Annotated in this window: 17 protein-coding genes; 4 read left to right on the forward strand and 13 right to left on the reverse strand. The window is 40.5% G+C overall.

Translation table 11 applies throughout. The features are described 5' to 3' along the window. Nucleotides 1-86: 86 nt before the first annotated feature. Nucleotides 87-971 (reverse strand): selenium metabolism-associated LysR family transcriptional regulator, encoded by an 885-nt coding sequence (locus MHI53_RS12410; protein ID WP_340373623.1) that lies wholly within the window; start codon nt 969-971, stop codon nt 87-89. A 131-nt stretch (nt 972-1,102) separates the two neighbouring features. Here MHI53_RS12410 and MHI53_RS12415 point away from each other — a divergent pair, with 131 nt between their 5' ends. After that, nucleotides 1,103-2,125, forward strand: coding sequence for a YeiH family protein (locus MHI53_RS12415; RefSeq protein WP_061142887.1), 1,023 nt, complete (start codon nt 1,103-1,105; stop codon nt 2,123-2,125). Nucleotides 2,126-2,466: 341 nt separating this feature from the next. Here MHI53_RS12415 and MHI53_RS12420 read toward each other — a convergent pair whose 3' ends face one another. Continuing rightward, entirely contained in the window at nt 2,467-4,155 is a 1,689-nt protein-coding gene (locus MHI53_RS12420) for a CocE/NonD family hydrolase (RefSeq protein ID WP_340373624.1), read from the reverse strand. A 309-nt stretch (nt 4,156-4,464) separates the two neighbouring features. On the opposite strand from MHI53_RS12420, the gene MHI53_RS12425 reads away from it, so the two are divergent. Both MHI53_RS12425 and MHI53_RS12430 read left to right on the forward strand, forming a co-directional pair. Continuing rightward, nucleotides 4,465-5,082, forward strand: coding sequence for a TetR/AcrR family transcriptional regulator (locus MHI53_RS12425; protein ID WP_340373625.1), 618 nt, complete (start codon nt 4,465-4,467; stop codon nt 5,080-5,082). Between the two features lie 295 nt (nt 5,083-5,377). After that, on the forward strand, nt 5,378-5,818 hold the full coding sequence (locus MHI53_RS12430) for a DoxX family protein (RefSeq protein ID WP_061142890.1): 441 nt from the start codon (nt 5,378-5,380) through the stop codon (nt 5,816-5,818). 190 nt (nt 5,819-6,008) lie between these two features. Here the strand turns inward: MHI53_RS12430 and speD are convergent, their stop codons facing one another. The 11 genes from speD to MHI53_RS12485 all read right to left on the reverse strand — a co-directional run bounded on the left by speD (nt 6,009) and on the right by MHI53_RS12485 (nt 16,951). Continuing rightward, a complete protein-coding gene (speD, locus tag MHI53_RS12435) occupies nt 6,009-6,839 on the reverse strand; it encodes an adenosylmethionine decarboxylase (RefSeq protein ID WP_061142891.1) in 831 nt (276 codons plus the stop codon). Between the two features lie 186 nt (nt 6,840-7,025). After that, entirely contained in the window at nt 7,026-7,688 is a 663-nt protein-coding gene (locus tag MHI53_RS12440) for an ABC transporter permease (protein ID WP_061142892.1), read from the reverse strand. Nucleotides 7,689-7,704: 16 nt separating this feature from the next. Beyond that, complete coding sequence (locus MHI53_RS12445) at nt 7,705-8,622, reverse strand: osmoprotectant ABC transporter substrate-binding protein (protein ID WP_061142893.1); 918 nt, start codon at nt 8,620-8,622, stop codon at nt 7,705-7,707. Nucleotides 8,623-8,634: 12 nt separating this feature from the next. Then, nucleotides 8,635-9,288 (reverse strand): ABC transporter permease, encoded by a 654-nt coding sequence (locus MHI53_RS12450; RefSeq protein ID WP_340373626.1) that lies wholly within the window; start codon nt 9,286-9,288, stop codon nt 8,635-8,637. Between the two features lie 12 nt (nt 9,289-9,300). Further along, nucleotides 9,301-10,455, reverse strand: a complete 1,155-nt coding sequence (locus MHI53_RS12455; RefSeq protein ID WP_340373627.1) for a betaine/proline/choline family ABC transporter ATP-binding protein — start codon at nt 10,453-10,455, stop codon at nt 9,301-9,303. 196 nt (nt 10,456-10,651) lie between these two features. Then, nucleotides 10,652-11,815 carry an acyl-CoA dehydrogenase family protein gene (locus MHI53_RS12460; protein WP_340373628.1) on the reverse strand — a complete coding sequence of 388 codons (1,164 nt, stop codon included), beginning with the start codon at nt 11,813-11,815 and terminating at the stop codon, nt 10,652-10,654. A 471-nt stretch (nt 11,816-12,286) separates the two neighbouring features. After that, nucleotides 12,287-13,558 (reverse strand): MFS transporter, encoded by a 1,272-nt coding sequence (locus MHI53_RS12465; protein ID WP_340371426.1) that lies wholly within the window; start codon nt 13,556-13,558, stop codon nt 12,287-12,289. Nucleotides 13,559-13,694: 136 nt separating this feature from the next. Then, complete coding sequence (locus MHI53_RS12470; RefSeq protein WP_340371427.1) at nt 13,695-14,600, reverse strand: fumarylacetoacetate hydrolase family protein; 906 nt, start codon at nt 14,598-14,600, stop codon at nt 13,695-13,697. Between the two features lie 46 nt (nt 14,601-14,646). Continuing rightward, the gene (locus MHI53_RS12475) at nt 14,647-15,420 is read right to left on the reverse strand and encodes a glucose 1-dehydrogenase (RefSeq protein WP_061142899.1); all 774 of its coding nucleotides are present in this window, start codon (nt 15,418-15,420) and stop codon (nt 14,647-14,649) included. A gap of 36 nt (nt 15,421-15,456) precedes the next feature. Next, the gene (locus MHI53_RS12480) at nt 15,457-16,617 is read right to left on the reverse strand and encodes a UxaA family hydrolase (protein ID WP_340371428.1); all 1,161 of its coding nucleotides are present in this window, start codon (nt 16,615-16,617) and stop codon (nt 15,457-15,459) included. Beyond that, nucleotides 16,604-16,951, reverse strand: coding sequence for a UxaA family hydrolase (locus MHI53_RS12485; RefSeq protein WP_340371429.1), 348 nt, complete (start codon nt 16,949-16,951; stop codon nt 16,604-16,606). The genes MHI53_RS12480 and MHI53_RS12485 overlap by 14 nt, the downstream gene beginning before the upstream one ends. 457 nt (nt 16,952-17,408) lie before the next feature. On the opposite strand from MHI53_RS12485, the gene MHI53_RS12490 reads away from it, so the two are divergent. After that, nucleotides 17,409-18,302: an AraC family transcriptional regulator gene (locus MHI53_RS12490; protein WP_340373682.1), complete on the forward strand. Its 894-nt coding sequence runs from the start codon at nt 17,409-17,411 to the stop codon at nt 18,300-18,302. The last annotated feature ends 41 nt before the right edge of the window (nt 18,303-18,343 follow it).

Here is an 18,343-nt window from a genome sequence, read left to right on the forward strand (position 1 = left end):
TTTTCATTGGAATCGGAAAAAATTCGCCACAAAAAAATGCCCTTCCCCTTCATTCACAAAAAGGAGCGGACATGAATTATTTTTAGTTAACCGTTTAACGAAAATTTTTCCACCTTCTTTAAAAACATTTCCAATGCTTTTGAAGCTTCAAAGTCCAGTTTTTTAACAATGGAAAACGGTCTGATGATGGGTTCGTTTTTCAAATGAAAGGTTTTCAATTCATTGGATTTCAATTCCTTCTGGACAGTCAAGCGGGATAATAAGGCAATCCCCAGCCCTGCCATGACCGCTTCTTTCACCCCTTGGATACTGGTGAAAATAAAGCTTCGTGTCACGTTTAGCTCCAGGCTGCCGAGAAGTTTGTCTGAATATGTGCGGGTGCCCGATCCTTGCTCCCTGAGCACCCAAGTTTGATCCTGCAGCATGGAACCTTCAATGATATCCATTTGTGAAAGTTCATGCACCGGAGGAACGACGATGATCATCTCATCTTTCATGAATGGGCTGACTTCTATATCTTTATGCTCCGTCTCCCCTTCAATCAAACCTATATCGAGCTGATTTGATCGAATCCCTTGAATGACTTCATTTGAATTGGAGATGATGACCTGTAAATCCACCAGCGGAAATTGGGCAGCATATTCCGCCAAGACCTTTGGAAGATAATATTCCCCGATCGTAAAACTAGCACCGATTTTCAGCGTTCCGCTAACCACGTTATTGAAATCATTAATTTCCCTTACGGCCGTCTCATAATGATTGAGCATTTGCTTCGCATGACGATATAAAATTTTACCGGGTTCCGTTATTTGGACTTGTTTCGGTGATCGATATATCAATTTCGCTCCTAACTCATTTTCCAAATTCCTGATATGAAGACTGACACCCGGCTGGGACAGGTTCAGGATTTCCCCTGCCCTGGAAAAGTTTTTTTGCTCGATTACGGTTACAAATACTCTTAAAGGATCCATGATTACCCCCTTATTCACTTATGATTTATTTTATCATAAGTAAAGCTGATTATTGAAATAGCAAAAATATATTTCACTTATCGTTAATTTCACCTTAAAGTGGAGACATCAACATAGATGGAGTGATCACCTTGGAACAAACAAAGGTAAGAACAAAAAAACGTGGATTTTCATTAGGAATCGGCTTGACCTTGTTAATTGCGATAGCAGCAAAATACTTAGCAGAGCTTCCGTTCCTTCATATAATGGGTCAGCTAGTCATTGCGATACTCATAGGAGTAACATGGAAATCCATTATGGGCGTTCCAGCATATGCAGTTGCCGGGACAAATTATTCAAGTAAAGTCCTATTGCGGTTGGGCATTATCTTGTTGGGGATGCGCTTGAACCTTAAGGATATTGTCATTGCCGGGCCGCGTACGTTTGCGGTCGGCGCCATTAGCCTGGTATTTGCTATATTAATCGTATATGGCTTGACCCGGCTTTTTAAAGTCGATAAAAAGCTCGGCCTTTTGACAGCGTGCGGAACCGGGATTTGTGGCGCTGCTGCCATTTTAGCCATTTCCACGCAGATTAAAGCAAAAGAAAAGGATACAGCCGTCGCTGTTGCGACAGTCGCGGTTTTAGGCACGACCTTCACCTTTGGGTACACGATCCTTTATCCGTTACTCGGATTATCCGATCCCGGATACGGTATATTTGCTGGAGCTACGCTTCATGAAATTGCTCACGTCATCGCTGCTGCAGCACCAGGAGGCAATGAGGCAGTGGACTTAGCGGTCATGGTCAAATTAACGAGAGTGGCCCTGCTCATCCCTGTTGCACTTTTGATTGGCTTCTTGATGAATTGGAAAGAGCGATCAACGTGTGAAAGCAAGTCTTCCTTTAAATCGATTCAGATACCGTGGTTCATAATTGGATTTTTATTAATGAGCGCCCTCAATACCTCAGGATTCGTTCCTGCTTCTGTAGCGGCAATGCTTGTAACGCTTTCTTATATCCTCATGGCCATGTCAATGGCTGGGTTAGGCTTGAACATCGACCTTCTGACTTTTAAAAAATATGGCGGAAAACCATTCGCGGCCGGTCTGATAGGCTCCATTTTATTATCGGTCCTCGGATTCGCATTGGTTCACGTTTTTCATTTGACTTGACAGGAACTAAATGGAGCAGCGTCAAGATATTGCGCGTTTACGCATTAAACAAATATCAGCTTTAAAAAGTGGATACCTTTATTGAACAGGACCTCAATTGTTAGACACAGCTGACAATAGAGGTCCTGTTTTCCGCTGAATCTATTAGTGATTGGTGCTCATCTGAGTCTACTCTATCAGTCGAATTTTAGGCGGTGCTGCTATGAAAAACCCTATACATTCCAGGAAACAGCGACGTTTTTTTATTCCAATTGTTCACATACCTTTATGAAACAAGCCGTTTCCCTATTTGGGAACGGCTTGTACAGTGGTACTCTCCAATTTTGAGTTTTCGACTTTCACTATTGCTTAGGAATCACTGGTACCAAAAGGAATGAATCATACTTTCCCCCGGCGTAAACCGTATGAGTCCCTTTGTTCACTGTATCAGTGTGCCCATACCCCCTTGAGCCTGTCGGGTTGTCATCGATAATTATATCGCTGCCTTTTATGACCAGCACCAGACTTTCCCCACTCTTGAGGAATATGCTTGAAGGCAATATTTCAATTTCTACCGGCACAATTTCGCCTTTATTAAGCTTCAATAATCGCTTGTGCCTAAGTATAGGCTGATAAGGAGTGGATTTCACAGGGTCCAGCTCTCTATGGGAAACCCTCAGCCATCCGCTAGCCACCTGACCGTCTTCAAGATGGTTAAAGTCGGGCAGGAATACTTCATTACCGTGTTTGTCGAACTTCTTAATGCCGACAAAAAGATCCATATCATCCGTGTCATCGGTGGAGACCCATAGCTTGAGCTTCATATTACCGGTGAGCTCCATGTCCTCGTCAGCAGTAAATTTAAATCTTAAATCACTATTTTCTGTCTGACCAGGTTCGGCATTATAGGTAAGTCTGGTTTCGTTCTGAATGGGTGCCTGCTGCAGGGACATTTCTTCGCCATTCAGATAATGCTCAAAATATTTGGTTTGGGGTAACGGCCAATCATTCGCGGTGCGAATGTGTCCCTTATAGAATTTCTCTCTGACCTCGTAGCGTACCCGAGGCGTATCCATCCAATCATTCTCAATTCCTTTCAGGAAATAATCGAAGAACTCCTTCTGCTGTTCAAGCGATTCACGCAAATAGTAGGTTTCCCATTCCTTGCGGCCATGAACCAGCAGCCACTTGTTTTTGGATGAAGCCTGTTTAAAGCCCTCAAAGGTACCGCGGTTATGCAACCCTTGAGTGGACCAGCTGGCACAAACAAACATGGGTACCTTGATATCGGACAATGTAACCTGTCTTTCCTCCCAGTGTGTATCGAGTAATGGATGTTCTTTTTGCGCAGCTACCATTTCTTCTATGTTGTTATTTGGCCACCTGGTATGTTGCAACTTCTCGAAATCAGCTGAGAAAACCGTTTCCGGTATTCCGCCGTGAAAGTACCATTCCCGGTACAGATCAGAAGTCCCTTCCCACGGGATGATCGCCTTCAGATGAGACGGATTCATAGCGGCCACCCGCCACTGGGTCATGGCCAAATATGACACACCGTTTAGTCCCACATTGCCATCGCTCCACTCCTGAACGCCGGCCCATTCGATGACTTCATAATAATCTTGAGTTTCCGTTTTCGTCCAAGGATAGAGGTCACCTTCCGATTTTGAACTGCCTCGCGTTGCGATTTTAATCAATATATAATCGTTTGGCACCCAAAAACCGGGATCAGGTGACTCAAATGGGGCAAAAAGAGATGTAACGATGGTGCCTACCGATGGCCAGACTTGACGAAAAGTATCATAGGGGGGTAAGCCATCTTTATTATATGGATCCATGCTCATTATTACCGGAAACTTTCCAGGCTTATTTGGACGGAAAACATTGACGTATATGGTGACCCCATCCCGCATTTTGATAGGAACATCCTTTTCCATTATCATCTCTTGATTTCCATAATGCGCAGTAGTTATGACTATCTTGTTTAAACCTGATTTAGTGTCAGTGGGATGTGTCGGTTTCAGATCAGGGCGTCCCATGAATTTATTCATTTAACATTACTTCCTCTCATTTAGACATTGTTTGCAGGAATACATAAGTTCACTTAGCCTAAAAATAGTATTTCTAACTTTGAATGAACTCTATACTTAGCTGATGCCGAATTTTGCTTAGCGAATATTTCATTAAAGGTTGGTTGTACCCCTCCTTAAGATCAAGTTATAATAACGAACAACCTGTTGTGTATTACATCTCAAATTATAAAATTTGATTAAGTTCTGTACAATCATTAAAAATCGAAATTGTGTTGGTTACGGAACACCTTTAATCATTGTGTTGGATAAAATGAAGGAGGAATTTGCTTGCGTAATAGTAATCCTGATTTACGTGTCATTCGGACGAAAGAATCAATTCGCCACGCATTGGTAGAATTGATAAATGAAAAAGGCTTTGAAGCAATTAAGGTTAAAGACATAACCACGAGGGCGAAAATTAATAGGGGCACATTTTATGCACACTATCAAGATAAATTTGATTTAATGAATAAATGTGAAGAAGAAATTATGCTTGATATGTCCGCCATAACAAAAAAGAACTTCCCAAGTGTCATTGCTGCACTTGAGACTGATTCCCAGACTTTAACGCCATTTTCCTTAACCGTTGCATTATTTGAGTATTTACATATGAATAGTGACTTTATGAAAGCAGTGTTAGGACCAAAAGGAGATTTATCCTTTCAAACAAGACTGAAAGAATTTATGTGGGAAACACTTTATGGAAATAATCCAAGTGCATTTATAAAGGAGGAAAATTTTCTCGTTCCAGGACAATATTTAGCTTCTTATATGGGAACTGCAATAATAGGGGTCATTCAACAATGGTTGGAAAGTGGCGGAAAAGAAACTTCACAAGAAATGGCTCGTATCCTAACGACCCTTACGGTAAATGGTCCTTACTATGCAGCTGGATTAAAAAAATGATTCCCAAATAAAAAGGAAATACAATTGATTAAAAAAGTTATAAAATCGGGAAAATCAAATAAATTACCATTAGTGAAGTTTTTTCACTAATAAAATGGGAGGATGAACCGTGCTAATTACTGTCTTGCAATGATTTCGAGATGCCATACATCTTGCGAATGGGAAATATAGCTGTATCATCATCATTACGACCGGCCTTGAAGTTAAAAAGCCGTAAAGTTGAGAAATCTCATTACAATCGGCTTACTTAATTGAAGATTTTCCTTGAATTTATGAAAAGCAGAGGAGAAATACTATGAAGATCCCCATTTCTAAAAGTCGTCTTTGGGTTGCGCGAGTCATGAGTGGTCTTGTTATACTATTTATGTTGTTCGATGGGATTACGAAAATACTTAAATTAAAAGTAATGGTAGATGGTACTTTGGAAATGGGATTTGCGGAACATCATGTTACAATCATTGGTTTCCTTGCCATTCTTTCAGCGGTCCTGTACACATTGCCTCCAACATCCATACTTGGTGCCATTGTATTAACCGGTTTTTTTGGTGGGGTCATTGCTTCTCATATTCGTTTAGATAACCCCTTATTTTCCCATACCTTATTCCCTGTTTATCTTGCAATATTAACTTGGGGAGGGATTTACCTTCGAGACGAGAGGTTGCAGACTATCTTTCCTATAAAGCGAAGACAATCAATTAGTGATAAAAATGACTTTAACTCTACAAAGATGGGTTGAACTTGCAATTTATTGTATCGTGAACTAACGGGGCAATAATTAGTTGGAAGTTAAAGTTTGCTCTACCCGTAGCGATTTATGAAGATCTCATTACTTCGAGCAAATGAAAAGAACATTCTAATTTTAAAACGTAAAAAACGGTAGACCAAACTCAAGCATTAGCGAGTTTGTCTACCTGCTGAAGCAATCTTTAGACGCGATTTTTCTCTTTTGGATGGGGAACATTGGCGCCATAAAAAATTTCGTCCATTTCGGTTTGGAGCCTTTCTATTATTTCCTGCCGTTCCTCCGCATTTAGCTTTTCCTCCGTATACCCGAATAAATAATTATTGATATCGAACCTTTTCAGCTTACATTTTGTATGGAAGATATTTTCCTGGTATACATTCACATCAATCATGTCATATAGTCCCTTCACTTCTTCAGGAATATAGTTTTGAATCGAATTGATATCATGATCAATGAACAATTTCTGGCCGTCCTTATCGCGCGTGAACCCTCTTACACGATAATCGATTGTGATGATGTCGGTATCGAAGGAATGGATCAGGTAGTTAAGTGCTTTAAGAGGAGATATCTCCCCACAGGTGGAAACATCGATATCAGCCCTGAAGGTGCTAATGCCTTCATTGGGGTGAAACTCAGGGTATGTATGAACGGTAATATGGCTTTTGTCCAGCTGCATGACCACATTATCCGGTAATGGACCTGGTGATTCCTCGTAAGTACCAGTCGGCACCTCGACGACAGGACCCTCTGAAACAAGGATCGTTACACTTGCGCCTTGGGGAACATAATCCTGCTTCGCCGTATTCAATACATGTGCCCCAATTAAATCCGCCACGTTATGCAATATTTTTGAAAGCCTCTCTGCATTGTACTGCTCGTCGATATAGTCCAGGTAAGCCTCTCTCTCTTCCCGGGTTTTTGTATAGCAGATGTCATACATATTAAAGCTTAACGACTTCGTCAGATTATTAAAGCCATGTAGTTCGATTCGTTGTTCTGGTGTCAGTTTCATGATCGATTCCCCTTATATATTTTTTCACTCCCCTAATAGTTACCCTTTTTCGCAAATAAAAAACTAATTATGCCTCGCTTGAAATCCATTTCCGAATTGTTGACATTGATGCCACCTTTGCATGCCAACTGAAAGGGACCGATGCATGAGCTGCATCGATCCCTTTCAGTGCTTTGTTGTTATACATCAAGCTGTATGCGTTTTTCTCTTTTTAATGGGGGAAAGTGCTCGCTCGATCCACCCAAGCAATAAATCTGAAAGGATGGCCATCAATGCCGTCGGAATCGCACCTGCCAGTATGATTGCCGTCCCATTGGAAGCGTTCGTTCCCCTGACGATGATATCGCCTAGGCCGCCTGCGCCAACGAATGTACCGACCGCAGTGACTCCAATTGCCACGACAAGTGCTGTACGTAGACCGGCCATTATGACTGATAGGGATAATGGCAGTTCAACCATTCGAAGAAGCTGGAATTTAGTCATGCCCATTGCCTTGCCGGAATCTAAATAAGCTTGTTCTATGCTTGTAATTCCAACATAAGTATTCCTCAGGATCGGCAATAGGGAATATAAAAACAATGACAAAATTACGGTATTCGTCCCTAACCCCATCACTAGCATGAGGAGAGCAAGCATTGCCAGTGCTGGTGTAGTTTGTATCACATTCGTTATCGAAAATACCCATGTACTCAATTTCTTATGCTTAGCGATGAAAATGCCTGCCGGGATGGCTATGATGGCTGCAAATAATACACCGTAAGCGGACATTAAAAAATGACGATAAAACTCAGTAAGCACATACATCCAGTTTTGGGAATAATACGTTCCCAGCTGTTGTAAGGTTTCCATTCATTAGCACCTCCCGTTATTCAAAATAGTGATGAGCTTTAAGGAATTCCGTTGCCACGACGGATGGTTCTTTTAAGTTCCCATCCACTTCATAGTTCAGCTCCTGCATCGTTTCGGTATTAATTTCACCTATTAACTTATTAAGCTCGTCTTCGATCTGCGGGTAACGCTTCAATAATTCTCCCGTGACCACAGGTGAACAGTCATAAGGGGGGAAATAGTGTTTGTCATCTTCTAAAAGCTTCAAATCATTGACCTTGATACGGCCATCCGAAGAGTATGCAAGGACTATATCCATCTGTCCACTTTTGACGGCATCGTATACCAAACCAATCTGCATCGGGTATGTTTCGCCAAATTCCAAGCCATATGTATCGACGAATCCTTTATATCCGTCCCCTTTTCTTTTCAGCCAAGCACTATCGACACCCAATCTAAGCTCACCAGCATCGTTCATTAAATCAGATATTTTCTCATAGCCTTTTTTCTCGGCAAGGTCATTTGAAATTGTAAAGGCATAGGTGTTATCGAATCCATAAGAATCGAAAAATTTAAATCCATATTGTTTCTTGAATTCCCTTTGAACGATTTTCATTGCTTTTTCTGGATCTTTTTCAATTTCCTGTCCCAGAACACTTGTTAAATCCGTACCTGTATAACGAGTTGCGGCAATGTCGATATCTCCTGTTTCCATCGCTTTTTGCTGAACAAAGTTAGAACCTAAATTTTTGATGATTTTCGTATCGAGGTCCGTATTTCGTTCAAGGAGTTGAGCGATCATGTTTGCCAGGATTTCGGATTCCGTCATACTTTGAGCACCGATCTTCACCGTAGTTTCTGAAGAAGAACCCAATCCAGGCAAAGAACAGCCACTGATGACCAAAGTACAAGCCAACAGGGCGATTATCATTGAAGTTTTTATTTTGTTATGCATTGGTATTCCTCCTCAAGCAGCTTCCTTCATTCCCTTTAATCCTTTAGGAACGACTTTTCGTTCTATGATCGAGAATACATAATCGACCACGATGGCCATGATAATGACTGGCACTGCACCAGCGATGATATATTCTGTTTGGTATAAATTCAAACCGATGAAAATGTAATCCCCGAGTCCTCCGCCTCCGATGAAGGAAGCCAAGGTGGCCCAACCTATTAAATAGACGGAAGCGGTGCGAATCCCTGCCATGATGACGGATAAGGCAAGCGGAAATTCAACAAGGCGGATCCGCTCCCAGCTGGTCATCCCGATGCCCCGCCCGGATTCCAGCAAATTTTCATTTACTCCTTTGATGCCTGTATATGTATTCCTGAGTATGGGTAAAACAGAATAGAAAAATAAGGCAATAATTGCGGGTGTCTTCCCTACCCCGAGGAAAGGAATGAAAAAGGCAAGTACTGCAAGACTCGGCAGCGTCTGCATAATATTAGCAATCCCGATTATAAAGGAAGCGCTCCTTTTCATGCGAGTCAGCAGAATGCCAAGGGGGACGGCAATAATTATTCCAAGAAACACGGCGATCAAAGATATGTATAAATGTTCCCATGCCTTAAACATCAATTCTTGCCAGTTCGTTTGTAAAAAATCAAGCAAAGTTTCCATCTTATACACCTCCTAGAACATTTCAACCATTTCAGCTATTTGACTTTCTTCCTCTCCCCAGATGCTGTCATATACAATATCGACTAGTGTTGCCCTGGTGACAATTCCGACCAGGCGTTTATTGTGATCAACTACCGGCACATATTTGAATCCCCGTTTCAGGATCTTTTGAACCGAATCACGGATTAAAGAATCTTGTTTCACTGAATATACTTCTGTATTGATCACTTCACTGATGAATGTAGCTTTTTTACGGTATTCACTGATCGTTTCTACATCCACGTAGCCCTTCAACGTATTTTGCTCATCGACCACAAGTAAGGAATCCACCCTTTTCTCGCGCATGATCTTGATGGCATCGGTAAGAGACTTTTCCTCTGTAATGGATATCGGATTACGACTCATGATTTGTTCCACCAACTCAACATAAGGTCTTGTTTGAAGCAATCGATCTTTTCCTATGAACTCTTCGACGAATTCATTCACTGGGTTTCTGAGTATTTCATCCGGTGTCCCCACTTGAACGATTTCCCCACCCTTCAAAATGACAATCCGGTCGGCTAGCTTAATTGCTTCATCCATGTCGTGAGTCACGAAAACGATGGTTTTGTTCAGTGTACGCTGGAGATTTTTAAATTCTTCCTGTAGGGCATCGCGGGTTATCGGATCGAGTGCACCGAATGGTTCATCCATCAAAATAAGAGGTGGATTGGAAGCAAGTGCTCTCAGCACGCCAATTCTTTGCTGCTGCCCGCCGCTCAGTTCGTGTGGATACCTTTCTAAATATTCAGGGCCCATATCGACAAGCTGAAGCAATTCAAGTGCACGTTCTTTTTTTCGCTGTTCCTCCCATTTAAGAAATTTTGGAACGAGCGTGATATTTTCCAGAATCGTCATATGTGGGAAAAGTCCGATTTGCTGAATGACGTACCCAATTTCCCTTCTTAATTGAACCGGGTCTTTATCCATTATATTTTCACCATTTATCAGGATCTGACCTTCTGACGGTTCAATTAGACGGTTAATCATTTTCATGGTTGTCGTTTTACCACAGCCACTTGGACCAATGAAGCAAATGAACTCTCCTTTTTTTATGTCCAGTGATATATTCTTTACAGCCTTCTTGCCTCCCTTATAGATTTTTGATACATTCTCGATTTTTAACATAACAAGCACCTCCATCATTCGTAAACAATTACAAATTTTACAAAAATATTACCTTTTATATGCACAGTCTGTTATACCCAGACAGTAAATCTCTTAAACATTTAAAGTGTAAATTTCTAGTTCTTTGTATTTATATGAAAAAATGGAATAAAAAAACTGCCCTTTTAAAAAGGCAGTTAGTAGATTCTAATTAAGATCATGCATCCAACTCGTTTGGATTGGCAAAGAGGTTTTTTATGATGTCAGTTGGCCCTTTACGGGTTGAAAACACGGAAATGTCCCGATGACGCCTGATAATCTTATCGTCACTCCTATGTCCGTACCCATCATGTACCTGCATGCACCTGTCAGATATTCGTTTGGACATTTTTGTGATCCAATATTCAGCCATCGAGACCTGAGTGATGATATTCTCCCCATCCATATGTTTACATATCAAATCATCGACTAACGTACTGCCCACTTGAATATCTGTCGCTATTTCAGCAAACGTAGACCTCGTTTTTGGACATTGGCTAATGTTCTTATTAAAGGTTTTGCCTTCTTTTACATATCCTTTCGTCAAATGGTACATTTCTTTTGCTGCCATTAACGATTTAAGCGCACACATAAGGCTTTCCTGCTGTGAATTTTGATTGATATAGGATAGCCCTTTCCCTTCCTCCCCAAGGATGCTTCCGAGTGGTACTGCAGCGTCATCAAAAAAAAGGTCGGCTGTTTCCAGACCATTCCTGCCATCCTTAACAAGCTTCCTGCCCATTGTCAATCCCGGAGTATCTTTGTCCACCAGCAGCAAACTGATACCGTCAAGACCGACTCCAAAATCGTTTTTACAGGCTACTATCATTAAGTCGGCCCTATAACCGTTCGTAATGAAGGTTTTTGCTCCCGTGATTCGATAATACCCATCTTTTTTGACGGCAGTGGTTTGCTCAGGACACGCATCCTGCTCTGAAAGAGCATAAGCAGATATCAGTTCACCTGACCTGAGTCCAGGTAAAAACCTATGTTTTTGATCAATTGTTCCGAATGAAGCAATATAGCGGGCCACAACATCTGAATCAATGAATATTCCTGCCAAGCCAGATCTGATTCTTTCCAATTCCTCTGCCACTACAACTGAATAGGCAAAGTCTGCTCCGGATCCACCGAATTCCACATCAAGCCATGGACTTAAAAATCCATTATCCCCCATTTTCTTTCGAAATGAGCGTGGTATTTCCCCCTCTTTTTCCCATTGATGATAATGGGGAACAGCCTCATTATCAAGAAATTCACGAAATGACCGTCGAAATAATAAGTGTTCTTTCGTGAAGAAGGAACGTGATTCATCCTTATTGACCGCCATCGTGTTAACCATAAGTTAACCTCCATTCGCAAATGATTTGGTTTGGCATGCATGCAAAATAATATGATAGTACACAGGCCTGCTCAAAGACAAAGATGATCAATGCATGTAAGCGGTTACGAAAAAAATCAAATCTTCAAACTGCAAAAACGGCCCACACTATTCAAGTTCAACAAAAGTATAAAATTCCCTTTTATAAAACGATTATTTACCATTTGAAAATCATTTGTGTATCGGATAATTCCTAGGAAGGTACTTGAGTCTTACTTACTTGTTTTTAGATTGGTTTTATTCGTATATTCTAACGAGGTTATTTTTAAAATATTTATAAAGGTAAATAAACCTTGCCTCTTCGGTAATTTACCTGCCTGATGCCTTAAACGGGTAATATATCTCCCTTTTTTTACAGCTTTAATTTATTGCCGCAATAACTCACCTACTATTAAACCTTTTATTTGTCTAATACCCTGGAGTTCATTCACTTTATCTTAAATCCAATTGGTTGTTAATGTTTAACACTTCCAAATTAATCGGTTTTACATACCGTATTACCGCCAATGATGCGAAAATTGCTAAACTGCCCGCTAATAGAAATGCTGCTGTATAGGTTCCAGATACTTGAACAAGGTATCCTGTTACCGTTGGACCAAGTATTCCAGCCGTATTGGCTAAGAAGTGCATGAAACCTCCGACCGAACCAACATTTTGTGGATCTACAACATCCTGAACGATCGCCCAGTAAATGGATCCGGTTAAATACAAGAACAAAACTGATGAAGCCACTAGACTTACAGCTCCTATAGTTGTGGTCACAATTCCTGCAAGTCCAATACACAAAGCAGAAATAAACAAACATGTGACTAATACAACCTTACGAGAAAATAATATTCCTTTTCCAGAGAACTTCTTGTATACAAAATCCGATAAATATCCGCCTGAAGCTAATCCAATAAAACCCAATATCCATGGGATGACTGTAACGATGCTCATTTCCTTGACATTTAATCCATGAGTATCTATTAAATAGCTAGGAAACCAAGTTAAAAAGAAAAAGAGAATATATGAATAAGCAAAATAAGCAAAGGATGTAAATAAAACTGTTTTTTGTTTTAAATAATAACTTAATTGAATTTTTTTATTTGAGGAGACATTATTAACATATTGTTGATTACTTGGAGTAGTAACATTATCTGCAGGTCCTTCTTTACTGAATAACCACCAAGCTATCGCCCAGGCAAAGCCGAGCAGCATGATTATGATGAAAGATATTCTCCAACCAAAACTGAGTGCTATTATACCGACAATGGGTCCTGCAATCGCTCCCCCTAATGGAGTACCGCTATTGGCTAAGCCAATAGCACCTGCCCGTTTGTCAGCTGGAAACCAATTATTAATCATCTTGTTTATTGTGGCAGATAATGGTCCTTCCCCCATTCCAAAAAACACACGAATAATAATTAAACTAGCTAGTCCAAATGCTAAAGCGATTGCACCGCTAAATATAGACCAAACAATCATGGCGACAAATAGCGTCAGTTTAGCGCCATAACGATCCGAAGCCATTCCTCCAAGAAAGTTGAACACCGCATAACCAACAGAAAAACTGCTAAAGACTATACCCATTTGCGTAGGTGTTAAATTTAACTCAGCTTGTATAAAAGGCGCAGCAATCGAGAGTGCGGATCTGTCCAAATAATTAATAACACCTGCTAAGAAAAGCAAAATCATAATAGAAGTCCTACCCTTTGAAAACATATTCTCCCCCCCTTAAAGTAAGCCATGGATATACTGACAAAGAGCAGGTTCACCGAAGAATGAAGCCTGCCCGAAATCATTAGTAGGCGATTTGATGTTGCATCAAAATCATCACGCTGGCAGGAAATTCATGTTTTTATTGCAGATTCTTTTCTTCAATAAATGTATTTGTTAATACTCCCAGCTTTTCAATTTCAACGGAAACGACATCGCCAGGCTTTATATAAGTTTGTTTTTCTTCGGGATAGCCCAAGATTACCCCCTCCGGTGTTCCTGTCAGAATGATATCTCCTGGAATTAAGGTCATATGATTGGAAATATAACTTACCATTTGGGCAACAGTAAAAATCATGTCCGACGTATTAGAATTCTGACGCACTTCTCCGTTTACCAATGTTTTTATACTCAAATTCTGTGGATCTCCCACTTCTTCAGCCGTTACTAAATAGGGACCCATTGGGCTGAAATCATCACATGTTTTTCCAAGCAGCCATTGCGGTGTCTTAAACTGTAAATCCCTTGCTGACAAATCATTCACCGGACAATACCCAAACACATGCTCGAGGGCATTCTCTTGTGAAACGAATTTTGCTTTCTTTCCAACGACAACACCCAGTTCCACCTCATAGTCTAACTTTTCTGTTACTGCGGGTACGGCAATCTCACATTGATGGCCTGTTAGTGTATTATTAAACTTGTTAAAAAGAATCGGAACTTCCGGATAAGCTGCATTAGTTTCATCTGCATGTTTACGGTAATTAAGCCCCACACAAATGATTTTATTAGGCTGGGTCACACAAGGCTCCCACTCTATATCCTTTTCATTCAAAACATAGGTTTCAGCGTTATATACATCAGGGTTGGTTACTAATCTTCCTAATGCAGCCAGTGCTGTTTGTCCGCCTTCGATGACTTCCATGATATTCGTCGGTACGCTTTCCCCTCCAATAACGGATAATGCAGATACTACATCAACAATACCTTTATCCACTTTCACCCCAAGAGATTGTTTGCCATTTTTCTTGAAAGTTAATAACTTCAAAATGATCCTCCTCATATCCTTTTAAATTTTTTGTATCTCTTTGCTCTCATGCATTTTTTCCGAAGACGACACCACCGTCCATATAAAGCGGGGAGCCCATCATAAACTTAGATTCATCGGATGCTAAAAATAAAGCCGCTTTTGCAACATCTTCCGGTTTTCCGAGATCACCGCTTAATTGGCGAGTTTTTATATGTTCCACCGCTTCTTCCGGATTATCGTAAGAGGTTTGCAAATACTTTTCCACAAATGGCGTGAAAATCGTTCCCGGCAACAACGCATTTACACGAATTTTATAAGGTGCGTAATCGACCTGCATGGATTTTGTAAGTGCCAAAACCGCTCCTTTTGTAGCAGCATAAGAGGCTCTGCGCGCTAAGCCAATTTCAGCGATACATGATGACATATTGATGATGGAGCCATTTTTTCTCTCCATCATGTGCGGCAAGACATATTTACTTGGCAGGTAAACTCCTTTAATATTTACACTGATTACCCTATCCCAGTCGTCGGGTTCGATTTCATGCAGTTCGCCTATACCGCTAATGCCGGCATTATTGAAAAGAACATCAATCCTGGAATATTTTCCAACTACCTGTTGAACCATTTCTTTAACAGAATCGGCATCCGTGACGTCAGCATGAATAAAGGTCGCTTCCCCGCCTGATGAAGTGATTTCTCCTACTGCTTGGTTCCCATTTTTTTCATCAAGGTCATTCACGATGATAGTGGCCCCTTCTTTTGCAAAAAGTAACGCCGTACTTTTTCCGATGCCAGAGCCCGAACCAGTGATCAATACAATTTTCCCTTGCAATCTCATCACACTCACACCTTTCGTATCACTAAATTTTGCTTCTTATAGGCTAATGCCGATTCGATTGATACTAAACTCCTGATGACCGAGAATTTCTGCTTTTGTTAAACTACCCGATGATATGTCCACAATCTCATCAAAAATCCGCTTTCCAGCCTGGTCTAATGTTTCTTTTCCTTGCAGCACACTGCTTATATCCATGTCAATATTATCGTTCATCCGTTTTCCGGTTAGCTCATTTCCAGTAATTTTAATGACTGGAACAATCGGGTTTCCTGTAGGAGTCCCACGGCCGGTTGTAAAGCAAACAACTTGTACCCCGGCAGCTGCCATGCCAGAAACACACTCGATATCATTTCCTGGTGAATCCATAAAGTAATAACCTTTTCCAGGGATGGATTGCGCGTACTCCACTACCCCTTGTAAAGGTGATGTTCCTGCTTTACTAATACACCCTAGCGATTTCTCTTCAATGCTTGAAAGTCCACCTTCAATATTTCCCGGGCTTGGATTGCCACCGCGCATATCGACACCCATGCGCTCGATTTCTTTTTCAAACCTCTCAACATACGAATATAGTTTGTGACGAATGTCATCGGAAACGGCTTTTTCAGCTACAATATGCTCTGCGCCAATAATTTCCGTTGTTTCCCCCATGACAATGCATCCTCCTTCGCTGATGATCAAGTCTGAGGCCTTACCTAAAGCAGGATTACTGCATAATCCGGAAGTTGAGTCAGATCCTCCGCATTTCACCCCGACAATGATCTCAGACAAAGAAATGTCTTCCTTAGGGATTTGTTGAATATCCATGACAAGTTTACGAGCTGAATCTATTCCTTTTTGAATTGTTTTAACTGAGCCTCCTTCATTTTGTATATCCAACCAGATGACGGGCTTGCCAGTCTCTCTTATTTCATCGCGAATTTGGTCTGCTTTCATCACTTCGCAGCCAAGGCTTACGATCAATACCGCTCCGACGTTGGGGTTTTTCCCCATTCCCACGAGTACTTGATGTGTTCTTTCTTTATCATCCCCTACTTGGCTGCAGCCATGTTGATGAGGAATCGCAACTGTTCCCGGCACTTGCTGCTGAATTCTGTTTACCACCTGATTTGCACAAACAACAGTAGGCAATAATAAAACATGATTTCGTATACCTACCTTTCCGTCTGTTCTGCGATAACCTTTAAATAATGTCATTAGAATCCCTCCTACTCCCTGCTTTTTGATCCCCGCGTCCTCGAATGCCTTCAATATTATGAACATGTACATGTTCTCCTTCATCAATACCTTCGGTTGCGGCTCCGATTGATTCGCCATACTTAATAATTCGCTCTCCTTTTTTAACCGGACGAATCGCAACTTTGTGACAGAATTTCACATCTTGCTGAACGATTATGTTATGACTAATTCCGTTAAGGTTAAAAGAAAGGTTTTCCCCCGCTTTGACATCACAAAGTAAGGTCGCCACATTGTCCTTGGAATCCATGACAATACAAGAAACACCCGTTTTAAAAGAATTTTCACTCATCATCTATTCACACCTCACAATCATTCATTTTTTGATAAGAAACGAACCGTAATCATCCAATATTTTACATAAAACAGAGTACTTGCAAAGAAAAATGGTAGAATCCCGACGAAATTTCGTCCATAATAGCTTCACAGCTGTAGGGTCATAGGGATAAAATAATATTGAATTAAATTTTTTATAATTCTAAATTTTCAGACTCAATTCCCCATAGGAACTGCCAGTAATTCTATCTCCTCCTTTATATTAGTTCGTACTTTTTGATAGCGTTCTCTTTTTTATGCAATGAATTGTGTCGCTAAGAAATTTCAACAACATGATGTTTTTTATCTCTTAAAAATATTGTATCATCGAATTTCAAAACATAAATTCCGTAATTCATCATATTTATACGGTTTTTTGATATATCGGTGTTATTTACTAAATTACAGGAAATGGTGATGATTTTTAATTGAAACCCATGCAAAAACAATTTGATAATAATACACTTTTTCCACTTCAACTAGTCTATCAAGACAAAAAAAACACGGAGAGTGAACTGCCCGACCATTTTCATGACTGGTACGAAATCATATATGTGTATGACGGGAAGGGTACCTTTTTCTTTGACAATGGATATCATTATATCCAAAAAGGAGACCTATTCATCATCCCCGGAAATACAATTCATCACACCATTCACGATAAGGAAGACCCTATAACATGTACAGTCATTTTCTTTAATCCCTTACTTATTCATAACAACTCTCTTGGAGAATCCTTCTCTTATCACCAACTATTCGAAAAAAGCCGAAAAGCAAAGGACTATAAATATTCCATGCAATGCACTCAACAAAAGGTGTTGGAAACTCATTTTGAAGAGATGAACAGAGAATGGAATCAAGAAGCATTCGGATTTAAACATGCGATTCTATTACAACTTCATATGGTGTTGCACTACCTAAACCGAATGATTGTTCAATCCAAGCACGAGCTCTCTACGCCTATTAATTGGGGGCCTTTATGGATGAGAGAGATATTAGTTTATATTGAGAGTAGCTTTACCACTGGATTGAGTCTGGTTGAACTTGCTGATGTGGCAAACGTTAGTACTGCACATTTCAGTAGAGTATTCAAGCAAGTGATAGGATTAAATGTCTCCGAATATATCACCCAAAAAAGGATTCTCATGGCGAAAGAACTCCTATTACATACCGATGAAAACATCTCGGTTATTGCTGAAAGATGCGGATTTCAAAGTATGCCTCATTTTCATCTCACATTTAAAAAACACCTCGGCTCAACACCTGGAAGTTATAGAAAAAACAGAATACTGACTACTGATTACCTGCCGCCACACACAGAAAATGAGTAGGCAAAAGTCTTGAAAACTCTTTGAATGAGAAGCGGTTTCAT

It is taken from the genome of Peribacillus sp. FSL E2-0218 (genome assembly GCF_037992945.1).
Lineage (GTDB): Bacteria > Bacillota > Bacilli > Bacillales > DSM-1321 > Peribacillus > Peribacillus simplex_B.